Origin of the sequence: Pseudomonas fragi, from assembly GCF_002269505.1 — a bacterium.
GTDB classification, from domain to species: Bacteria; Pseudomonadota; Gammaproteobacteria; order Pseudomonadales; family Pseudomonadaceae; genus Aquipseudomonas; species Aquipseudomonas fragi_D.
This window is the reverse complement of sequence record NZ_NQKQ01000037.1, coordinates 23,355-34,544: the sequence shown is the minus strand read 5'-3', so window position 1 is coordinate 34,544 and position 11,190 is coordinate 23,355. Positions and strand designations below refer to the sequence as shown.

Genomic DNA, 11,190 nt, shown 5'->3' with positions numbered 1-11,190 from the left:
AGGCGGGAATGCCCAGTTTCGTGATTAGCATGCTCAGAAAAATTAACTGACTGTTGCACTTGTTCCTTGAGACCGCCCTACCTGCCCCTGGAGGAGGTAAAAGCACTTTATCCCCGGGCAATCATCCTGTCCTATCCGTCTTATCAAAATGCCATTAATGCCGTGGCTTTCGATCAGGCGGATGTTTTTCTGGGGGACACTGTGTCGACCCATTACATGATCAACAAGGGGTATCTGAAAAACATCAAGATGGCCAATTTTGGCAAACACGAAGCGCAGGGATTCAGCTTTGCAGTGCGTCGGGACAATTCACCCCTGTTAGGCATCATCAACGTCACACTCAAGGCTGTACCCAAAAGTGAACAAGAAAGCATTGCCAAACGCTGGAGCGCCGGCAGTGACATTTTAATGTCCGATCAGAAGTTGCAGCTTACCGAGCGAGAAGCCCATTGGCTGCTCAAGCATCCCGTGGTCAAAGTCGCGGTCAACGAAACCATGGCACCACTGACGTTTTTTGATGCCAGCGGGGATTTCAGAGGCATTACTGCCGACCTGCTGGAGATGATCCGTCTGCGCACGGGGCTGCGTTTCGAAATACAACGCGCGAACAGCCTCGACACCATGATCCAAATGATCAATCGGCATGAAACGGACATTATCTCGGCCATAAGTCCTTCAGCCTCCCGAGAAAAGGCCCTCAGCTTCACTCGCCCCTATCTGACGAATTCCTTTGTCCTGCTCACGGCAAAAGGTGATGAGCAAACGGCGAGCCTTGAACAACTTGCGGGTAAAAAACTGGCCTTGACCCGAGGCAATCCCCTGACCGATTACCTGCGCAGTCAATACCCGCAGATAACCCTGGTAGAAACCGAGGATATCTATCGCGCCACAGAATTGCTGGCCGAAGAGAAAGTGCAAGGTGCGGTCAATACGTTGGTCATCGCCAACTACCTGCTGGCCTCGCGACTGTTTCAGGACCGGTTACAAATCAGCGCCACTATCGGCACCCAGCCCGCCATGTTTTCCCTCGCCACCGCCCGGGATGCCAGCGAGTTGTCCTCAATCCTCAACAAAGCACTGCTGAGTATCGCGCCTGATGAGCTGGGCATTATCAACAGTCGCTGGCGCGGCTACGTCCCGGCATCTGACAGCTACTGGCGCAATTACCATCGCCTGATCTATCAGGTCATCATGGGCACCAGCCTTTTACTGTTGCTGTCCCTGATCTGGAATGCCTACATGCGGCGCCAGATCCGCCAACGGAAAAAGGCCGAACGCGCCTTGAGTGATCAATTCGAGTTCATGCGTGCGCTGGTCAACGGCACGCCTCATCCGATTTATGTGCGTGATCGCGAAGGTAATCTGAAAACCTGCAATGACAGCTACTTGAAGGTCTTTTCAGCCAGGCGCGAAGATGTCATAGGCAAGACCGTGATGCAAACCTGCGGCCTCCTCAGCAACGAGTGTGAAGCCCATGACTATCAGGCCGACTACTTGCGTGTCATGCGTGAAGGCACTCCCCTGGTGATGGATCGCCCGCTGAAAATCGGCGAAAAAACGCTCACTATCTACCACTGGATTCTTCCCTATCGGGACTCGCTGGGAGAAGTACAGGGCATCATCGGCGGCTGGATTGATATCAGTGAACGTCACCAGTTATTGGATGAGCTGCGCACGGCCAAGGAGCTGGCAGATGATGCCAACCGGGCAAAAAGCACCTTCCTGGCAACCATGAGCCATGAAATTCGTACACCGATGAACGCAGTGATAGGTTTGCTAGAACTGACACTCAAGCGCGCCGACAATGGCCATCTCGACCGCCCGTCCATTGAAGTGGCTTATAACTCGGCCAAAGACCTGCTGGAGCTGATAGGCGATATTCTTGATATTGCTCGTATCGAGTCCGGCCGTCTGAACCTGTCCCCGGAACGGGTCAATCTGCGCAACCTGGCAAATTCCGTGATTCGGATTTTTGATGGCCTGGCGCGACAAAAAAACCTCAAGCTCGCCCTGAGCTTCAACTCAGCGGGCGATATACCCGACGTACTGATCGATCCACTTCGTTTCAAGCAAATACTGACCAATCTGATCAGCAATGCGATCAAGTTCACTCAACAAGGCCAGGTGACGCTTGAAATCAACTTGCTGCAAGCCAGCACCCCTGAGCGGATTGAACTGCACTTGTGTGTCAAAGACACTGGCATCGGAATCAGCGAACGTGATCAGGCACGCCTGTTTGAACCCTTCGCCCAGGCACAGAGCAGCGGGCAACTGGCGCTCAATGGCGCGGGTTTAGGCCTTGTCATCTGCCGTAGCCTGTGCGAAATGATGGGCGGCACCCTGGAACTGAGTAGCCAGAAAAATGCAGGTACTCAGGTTCAGATAAACCTTGAAGTGCCGACCCTGGCACCGTCTCCGGGCACCATCACGCAAGAACCTTCAATCAATCCTGCAACTCACCAGCTAAACGTGCTGGTGGTGGATGACCACCCGGCCAATCGCTTGCTGATGTGCCAGCAGCTTGGGTTTTTAGGGCACAGGTTTACCACCGAGCACGACGGCGCCGCAGGTTTTAAAACCTGGAAGGCAGGCAAATTCGACCTGGTCATCGCAGATTGCAACATGCCTGTCCTGAATGGCTATGAGCTGACTCGGGCCATACGCAAGCATGAGCAGGCATCCTGCCAACGGCCATGTACCGTACTGGGGTTTACTGCCAATGCCCAACCCGAAGAACGGGAGCGTTGCAAGCAGGCAGGAATGGACGACTGCCTGTTCAAACCCATCAGCCTGACCCTGTTGAGTCAGCGACTGGCCAAACTTGAGCCACGATTCAACTGCCCGGATGTCTTCAAGACCGACTCCCTCAGCTCGCTTACAGGCGGCGACAACGAACGGACAAAACTCTTGCTGGAAGAACTGTTGCGCAGCAACAGCCAGGATTTAAAGACGTTGCTTGAGCTACCGGACAACGGGGAAATGCAGGCGTTTGTCGATATTGCTCACCGGATAAAAGGCGCTGCCCGCATCGTGGGCGCCCAAAGCCTGATCAACGACTGCGAAGCACTGGAGCAAGCTACGCCCCCGAACCTCTTGCAAGCCCGCGATCAAGTGCAGGCCTCCATGCGCGCACTGGGACAGGCTTTGACCCTGCAACTTGAATCGCTGACAAAGAACACCTGAGCGCCAATCAAAGGCAGGTTGACCCGACTTTACTATGCTTACAGGCACCAGCACGCTTTTATCAGCGGAGAATCAGCTTATGCGCAACAGTGCGCACTCCCATCGGCGCCAGTACCCGTTGCATGCCCACATAAGTGCGATGTTCACATTTCTGTTGCTATTGCTGGGCGTCGTACTGGGCGTCTTCAATTACCAGCAAACCACCCACATCATTCTCGACAGCAGCCAAAAGTTGTTCAGCTTTATAGAACAGGCTGTCCAGGATGACCTGCTGGATGCCTATCAACCCATACGGCATGCGCTCAACCTGCTGATCCTTGATTCCGCAGCCACAACCGACCAGGTCGAGCTTCGAACCGGACTGTTACAGCCCTTTGTCCAGGCACTTGAAGACAACCACACACTTTCCGCCCTTTACCTGGGCGATGACAACGGCAATTTTTTCCTGGTCAGGCCTTTGCGCAATCAACAGATTCGGCTCCAGATGAAAGCCCCGCCACAAGCCAGCTTCGAAGTGTGGTCGATAAAACGTTCAGCCCGGCAAGGCAGCGTTGAGTCAAAAAAATTGTACCTGGATGCAAATCTGACTCAGCTAGAACAACGCAACATCCCCGATGAAATTTACGACCCTCGTCTGCGCAGCTGGTTTATTCAGGCGCATGCCGACAAGAATCAAACCACCACTAGCCCCTATCTGTTTTTTTCCACCCACGAAGTCGGTACGACACTCGCCAAACGCAGTACGACCAATACGGTAATGGGAGCCGATGTAACGCTTTCGCAACTTTCCAGCACCCTGGCCGACCATCAAGCCACGCCCGGCACACAGATTGTGCTGTTTGGCGATGATGGGCGGGCCGTCGCTTACCCGGACTTCAACAAGTTATTGAACGCCAGAGACCCTGCCAAACTGCCCAAAGTTGCGGAGCTGAACCCGGCCCTTGAGCTGCTGATCAATCAGGGAGCAGATACTCAGCAGCGCCTGAACGACGGCCAGCGCCAATGGATCGTTTCGCGGTTCACAGTGGACGACGGCAGTACCAGTGGCTTGCAATTGGCAATGATGGTCCCGGAAGACGAACTACTGGCCGATGCCTATCAGTTGCGCTGGCAAGGTGCCCTGGTGACGTTGGGCGCCCTGCTGCTGTGCCTGCCCATGGGCTGGGTGACTTCCAGGTTGCTGGTAAGGCCCTTGCGCGGATTGGTGCGCGAAGCCGATGCGGTTCGACGGTTCGATTTCAATTATCCATTCACCCAACAATCGCCCGTGCTCGAAATCGACCAGATGCAGGCGTCCATGGGCCGCATGAAAGAAACCCTCGCCAGTTTTTTTGAAATCACCTCCAGCCTCTCGGCCCATACCCGGTTTGAACCCTTGCTGCAGTCCGTACTGTTCGAGACCCTCAAGATTGCCCAGGCAGAAGCTGGTCTGATCTACCTGACAAAAAACGACAGCACCCAACTGGAGTTGAAAGGCCTGATCATCAACGGCCAACCCCAGGATCTGGCCGCCCAGCCCAGACCAGTTTTGCAGCCTGACGACAGCCAGAGCCCGGAGTGGCTGCGAGCGCTTTTCGAAGGTCATGACAGTGTCGCCCGCTCACTCAGCCTTGAGCAGGCGGGTGACTTGCAGTCAGTGATGCATCAACTTGGCAGCCAGAGCATCCACCTGATCGGCATTCGTCTGCACAACCGCCAGGGCGAAACAGTGGGCATTCTTGTGCTGGTGTTGAACGACAGTGGCTCGACTGACGACCAGGATCACTTGCGCGCTGACCGGATTGCCTTTATTCAGGCTGTGTCCGGTACGGCTGCTGTCGCTATTGAAAGCCAGCGCCTGCAGGCGCGCCAGAAAGAGTTGCTGGATGCATTGATCCAACTGCTGGCGGGGGCCATCGACGCCAAAAGTCCTTATACCGCCAGCCATTGCCAACGGGTTCCAACCCTGACCCTGATGCTGGCACAGGCGGCTGCGGCGAGCCAGCAACCCTTCTTTGAACAGTACGACCCCTCGGATGAACAATGGGAAGCGCTGCGCATCGCCGCCTGGCTGCACGACTGCGGCAAGGTCACAACACCGGAGTATGTGGTCGACAAGGCCACCAAGCTTGAAACGCTGTACGACCGTATTCACGAAATCCGCACCCGCTTTGAAGTGCTCAAGCGCGATGCCTGGGTCAACTACTGGCAGGCAAGGGCCATGGGGGGCGACGATCAACACCTGACGCAACTGCGTGATGCCTGCCTGGCCGAGCTGGATAATGACTTCACTTTTGTCGCCCAGTGCAATCTGGGCGGTGAAGCCATGATGGAGGCAGACCTGCAACGTTTGAACGCCATTGCACGCCGTACCTGGACCCGCACGCTGGATGACCGTCTGGGCGTATCCTGGGAAGAAAACAAACGCCAGGCCACCCGCAAGGAGCAAGCCTTGCCAGTGACCGAGTCGCTGCTGGCCGACAAACCCGAGCACCTGTTGACTCGCCCCGAAGCCGAGCTGATTGATCCCGAAAACCCCTGGGGCTTCAAGCTCGAAGTACCGTCCTACAAATTCAACCGTGGCGAGCTGTACAACCTCAGCACCCGGCGCGGCACTTTGACCAGCGAAGAGCGCTACATCATCAACAATCACATCGTGCAAACCATCCTGATGCTCAGCAGCCTGCCGCTACCCGCCTACTTAAGCAACATTGCCGAAATCGCCGGGGGGCATCACGAAAAAATGGATGGCAGCGGTTATCCAAAACGCCTGACCCGCGAGGAAATGAGTCTGGAAGCACGGATGATGGCAATTGCCGATATTTTCGAGGCATTAACCGCGTCGGATCGCCCCTATAAACGCAGCAAAACCTTGAGTGAAGCGCTGAGCATCATGGCCGCCATGTGCCACGATGCCCATATTGACCCGCAGTTGTTCGCACTGTTCTTGCACGAACAGATTTACCTGCAGTACGCCCGGCAGTTCCTTGACCCTCAACAAATCGATACGGTCGATATCGATGCGCTGATGCTCAAGGCCGGGCTAAAAAGCTGACGCTGTCAGCACTCGCTCAAGCGCAAAAAGATCGCCGCCAGGGCCTCAATACCCAATTGGTCCTGCTCGCTGAAGCGCCCGATGCTCGGGCTGTCCAGGTCGAGCACGCCGATCAGGCGACCGTCCTTGATCAACGGCACGACCAGTTCACTGTTGGAGGCACTGTCGCAGGCGATATGCCCGGCAAATGCATGCACGTCTTCAACCCGCTGTGTTTGCCGGCTCGCTGCCGCAGCCCCGCATACGCCACGCCCGAACGGGATACGCACACAGGCAATCTGGCCCTGAAACGGGCCCAGTACCAGTTCCTCGTTACGGTTGAGGTAAAAACCGGCCCAGTTCAGATCATCGAGCTGGTGATACAAAAACGCCGAGAACTGTGCAGCATTGGCAATAAAGTCACGCTCATCTGCCAACAACGACTCCAACTGAGCCTGCAACAGGGTGTAGCCGTTCAGGCCTGCACCTGTGGCGTTCAAATCAATCATTCACTTGCTCCAACAATTTCAAACCCACCCAATAACGCGCGAACTGATAGGCGCAGCGGCCGTTGCGGTTGCCACGCCCGGTCGCCCAGCGCACCGCCAGAATATCCAGTGCCTCGTCGCGCTGCCACTGCAAACCGGCTTTGGCGGCCAAAACATCGATCCAGTGCTCGACCACGCTCAAAAAGTGATCCTGGGTAAAGGGATAGAACGACAGCCACAGACCAAAACGATCAGACAAGGCAATCTTGTCTTCCACAGCTTCATTGGGATGCAACTCGCCGTCGACGTTCTTCCAGTTCTCGTTATCGCTTTCCTTTTCAGGCACCAGATGACGGCGGTTCGACGTGGCGTAAAGCAGGACGTTCTCCGGCGCTTGCTCAAGAGAGCCATCGAGCACGCTTTTGAGCACCCGGTAATCACTTTCACCGGCCTCAAAAGACAAGTCATCGCAAAACAGCACAAACCGCTGAGGCAAGCCCTGCAACTGCTCGACCACGCGCGGCAGGTCAGCCAGGTGATCGCGTTCGATTTCGATCAGGCGCAGCCCTGCACTGCCATATTCGGCCAGCAGCGCACGGATGATCGAGGACTTGCCAGTGCCACGCGAACCCCAGAGCAAGGCGTGGTTGGCCGGCAACCCATCAAGGAACTGTTTGGTGTTGCGAGCTAACTGATCGCGCTGGTTATCGACGCCAATCAGGTCTGACAGGCGCATCTCAAGGCTGACTTGCAACGGCATCAGGTAACCCGTTCGCCCCTCGCGCTGCCACCGGGCCGCCAGGCATTGCTGCCACTCGATCGGCTCACGCTGTGCAGGCAGCAAGGGTTCAAGACGTGCGAGGACCGCTTCGGCCCGTTGTAGAAATGCATCCAGATTAGAATTCACTACATTCCCTCAGACTGATACACAATGATGGCGCATTGATATGATTGGCATTCCGCTCAAGCCACGACATTACTCACACTGACAGGTCGCAAATACCACAGTAATGCCTGCCGGTTACCCGATGAATCGACTACTCTTGCACGCCGCAAGGAAATGGAAACAGGTGCAACACCCCCATGGACATAAAACTCACCCGCCGCCTGTCTTTCAAGCAAGCAAAACTGACTGTGCTGGTCGGTCTGATTCTGGGGACCCTGCTTAGCCTGCTGCAAATCGGCATCGATTATGCCAGCGAAAATGCCGCCATCGATCGCGAAATCCAGTCGCTGCTCGACATCAGCCACAACCCGGCATCACGCATTGCCTATAACCTTGATTCGGAGCTTGCCCAAGAGCTGTTGCAGGGGCTGTTGCGCTCACCGGCGATCACCGCCGCCCAACTGCTCGACAACGACAATCTGCTGCTGTCAGCGGTGCAGGACCAACCTGAAACCGGCCGCTATCGGCCCCTGAGCGATTTTCTGTTTGGCGCCAACCGTTCATTTGACCAGCGACTGTACTTCAATCACCTGCCCGAACAAAGCGTGGGCGTCTTGCACCTTGAGGTGGATACCTACCCTTTCGGCAAGCGGTTTTTGCAACGGGCCGAAGTCACACTGCTCAGCGGTTTTATTCGCAGCATCGTTCTGACCTTTATTCTTCTGGGTCTGTTTTACGTCATGCTGACCAAGCCACTGGTACGGGTGATTCGTGAGATCAGTGACGGCAAGCCCGCAGATCCTGGCCAGTCGAAGGTGCACTGCCCCAGCGGCCACGAAAACGATGAAATTGGCGTACTGGTCAACGCTGCCAATCAGCAATTCGAGGCCATGGCCCGTGAGATGGAATACCGGCGACGCGCCGAAAATACCCTGACCGAGTATTTGGCACAGCTGGAAACCATTGTTTCTGTGCGCACCCAGGAACTGGAGGCCAGCAACGAGCAACTGCGCCACTCCAATGAGGAGCTTGAAGCCGCGCGCAGTACCGCCCTGGAAATGGCCCAGGCGCGATCGGCGTTCCTGGCCAACATGAGCCATGAAATACGCACCCCGCTCAATGGCTTGCTGGGCATGCTGGCGCTGTGCCTGGACAGCCCGCTGAATGCCGAGCAGCACCAGCAACTGTCAATTGCCCATGACTCGGGCAAGGTTCTGGTCGAGTTACTCAATGACATTCTCGATCTGTCGAAATTCGACGCCGGCCAATTGGAGCTTGAGCATATTGCCTTCGACTTGGGCACGTTGATTGAAGATACCGCCAACCTGCTGTCGCAGAACGCCGCTCCCAGTGTGGAACTGACGTGTCTGATCGACCCGCAATTTCCGGCGCTGGTCATGGGCGACCCGACCCGGGTACGGCAGATCGTCAGCAACCTGTTGTCCAACGCGCTGAAATTCACCCGATTCGGACGGGTTGATGTACGCCTCAGCGCGCAAGGCGATCAGGTACGTATCGAGGTCTGCGACACCGGCATAGGCATCGCCCAGGAAGCCCAGGCAAGAATTTTCAGCCCCTTCACCCAGGCTGAGGCCGGCATCACCCGCCAGTTTGGTGGCACCGGGCTGGGGCTGACCCTGACCAACAGCCTGTGCGCTGCCATGCACGGCCGGCTGACCATCAGCTCGGAAGTCGGTTTTGGCAGCCAGTTTTGCGCCGAACTGCCCCTGCCCTGCCATACCCCCGCAATCAAGCCAAAGCCGTTGTCGGGGCGAGTCATTGTGGTCAGTGCATCAAGCAGTGGCCTGAGTGAGATGCTCGGCAGCTTTTTACCCCTGTGGGGCCTGGACTACACGCGCTACTCTCTGGACGACTCGCTGATCGGCACCGACCCTCAACTGCTGATAACCGACTGTGCCGAATGCCTGTTTGGCCTGCGCCCGGCCATCAGTGCACCAATCCTGCTGGTAACCGCCTATGGCAACTTCATGCCCGGCGAGCAGGTCAATGCGCTGGCGCCGCTGCTGCAAAAAGCCCGGCCCCTGTCACGCCAGGCACTGTACAAGACCTTGCAACACTTGCTGCTCAAGGATGATGACGAGGCCCAGGATACTCCCGCAAGCAACGCGCCTGTTGCGCACCGGGCGCGAATCCTGCTGGTCGAAGACAACCCGGTCAACCAGTTGGTGGCCAAGGGCATGCTGAGCAAGCTGGGCTGTGACGTGGTGGTTGCGGCCCACGGCGGCGAAGCACTGAGCCGGCTGGAGCAGAAGACCTTTGATCTGGTGTTGATGGACTGCAACATGCCGGTGATGGATGGCTACGAAGCCACACGGCAAATTCGCCATCGCGGACGCTGGCCCAAGCTGCCGATTGTCGCCCTGACCGCCAATGCCATGCCCGAAGAGCGGGAACGCTGCCGCTCGGCCGGGATGAACGACTACCTGGCCAAACCGTTCCGCCGCGAAGAGCTGGCTGCGCTGATTGACGTATGGGTACCGCAAAAAGCCTGGTAGAGACGCTAACTTTGTAGTCGCTGACGAGTGGAACGAGGCTGTGATCGAGCGCGAAGCGGTCGCAAAATCATACACAACGGTGCACCAGTCAGATCCGGCTTTCAGGATTTGCGACGGCTGCGCCGCCGATCGCAGCCTCGTTCCACTCGTCAGCGACTACAGATAAACCGCTTTACCATTTTATCGATTTTTCGGTTCAGCGCAGCAGCGCTTCAATATCCGCCCTGAGTGCCTCGGGCTTGGTGGTCGGGGCATAGCGCTTGACGCTTTTGCCGTCGCCACTAATCAGGAACTTGGTGAAGTTCCACTTGATGCCCTGCGACCCCAGCAGCCCCGGCGCGCGTTTCTTGAGCTGTACAAACAGAGGATGAGCCTGAGGGCCATTAACGTCGACCTTCTTGAACAGCGGGAAGCTCACGCCAAAATTCAGTTCGCAAAACTCGGAGATGGCCGCTTCGTCGCCCGGCTCCTGCTTGCCAAACTGATTGCACGGAAAACCCAGAACCACCAGACCCTGATCCCGGTACGCCTGCCACAACGCTTCCAGCCCCTGGTACTGCGGGGTAAAACCACATTTGCTCGCGGTGTTGACCACCAGCAACGCCTTGCCCCCGTAATCCGCCAGTTTTTTTGGCTCACCGCCAAGCGAGGTGCAAGCAATATCGAGCAGGTTGTCGTTCATGACAGCACCTCAAAAGTCAGACGCGGGGAATCAGGTCCAGGCACACCGAGTTGATGCAGTAGCGCAAACCGGTGGGCGGCGGACCGTCCGGGAACACGTGGCCCAGATGCGCATCACAGGTGGCGCAGACCACTTCGGTACGCACCATGCCGTGGCTCACGTCACGGATCTCGACCATCGCACTGTCACCAATCGGCTGATAGAAGCTCGGCCAGCCGCAGCCGGAATCAAATTTGGCGCTGGAATCGAACAGCGGCGCATTGCAGCAGATGCAGTGATAGACACCGTCAGTTTTGGTGGCGTTGTATTTGCCCGAAAACGGTCGCTCGGTGCCTTTGAGGCGGCACACGTTGTATTGCTCGGGGTCGAGCATGGCCTTCCATTCATCCAGGGTTTTGTTCAACTTTTCCATAGTTCTGCCT

7 protein-coding genes are annotated in these 11,190 nt (G+C 56.6%); 3 read left to right on the top strand and 4 right to left on the bottom strand.

The window, feature by feature from the left end; all coding sequences use genetic code 11:
- Positions 1–66 precede the first annotated feature (66 nt).
- On the top strand, positions 67–3,183 hold the full coding sequence (locus CJU81_RS22470; RefSeq protein ID WP_254924918.1) for an ATP-binding protein: 3,117 nt from the start codon (positions 67–69) through the stop codon (positions 3,181–3,183).
- Positions 3,184–3,262: 79 nt separating this feature from the next.
- Positions 3,263–6,217: an HD domain-containing phosphohydrolase gene (locus CJU81_RS22465; protein WP_095038301.1), complete on the top strand. Its 2,955-nt coding sequence runs from the start codon at positions 3,263–3,265 to the stop codon at positions 6,215–6,217.
- A 5-nt stretch (positions 6,218–6,222) separates the two neighbouring features.
- Here CJU81_RS22465 and CJU81_RS22460 read toward each other — a convergent pair whose 3' ends face one another.
- A complete protein-coding gene (locus tag CJU81_RS22460; RefSeq protein WP_095038300.1) occupies positions 6,223–6,705 on the bottom strand; it encodes a GAF domain-containing protein in 483 nt (160 codons plus the stop codon).
- Complete coding sequence (locus CJU81_RS22455) at positions 6,698–7,591, bottom strand: ATP-binding protein (protein WP_095028525.1); 894 nt, start codon at positions 7,589–7,591, stop codon at positions 6,698–6,700. The genes CJU81_RS22460 and CJU81_RS22455 overlap by 8 nt, the downstream gene beginning before the upstream one ends.
- A gap of 176 nt (positions 7,592–7,767) precedes the next feature.
- On the opposite strand from CJU81_RS22455, the gene CJU81_RS22450 reads away from it, so the two are divergent.
- Entirely contained in the window at positions 7,768–10,086 is a 2,319-nt protein-coding gene (locus CJU81_RS22450) for a response regulator (protein ID WP_095038299.1), read from the top strand.
- Positions 10,087–10,282: 196 nt separating this feature from the next.
- On the opposite strand, the gene CJU81_RS22445 is transcribed toward CJU81_RS22450, so the two are convergent.
- Complete coding sequence (locus CJU81_RS22445) at positions 10,283–10,768, bottom strand: glutathione peroxidase (RefSeq protein WP_095038298.1); 486 nt, start codon at positions 10,766–10,768, stop codon at positions 10,283–10,285.
- Positions 10,769–10,784: 16 nt separating this feature from the next.
- Positions 10,785–11,180 (bottom strand): peptide-methionine (R)-S-oxide reductase MsrB, encoded by a 396-nt coding sequence (msrB, locus tag CJU81_RS22440; protein WP_095038297.1) that lies wholly within the window; start codon positions 11,178–11,180, stop codon positions 10,785–10,787.
- Positions 11,181–11,190: the final 10 nt, after the last annotated feature.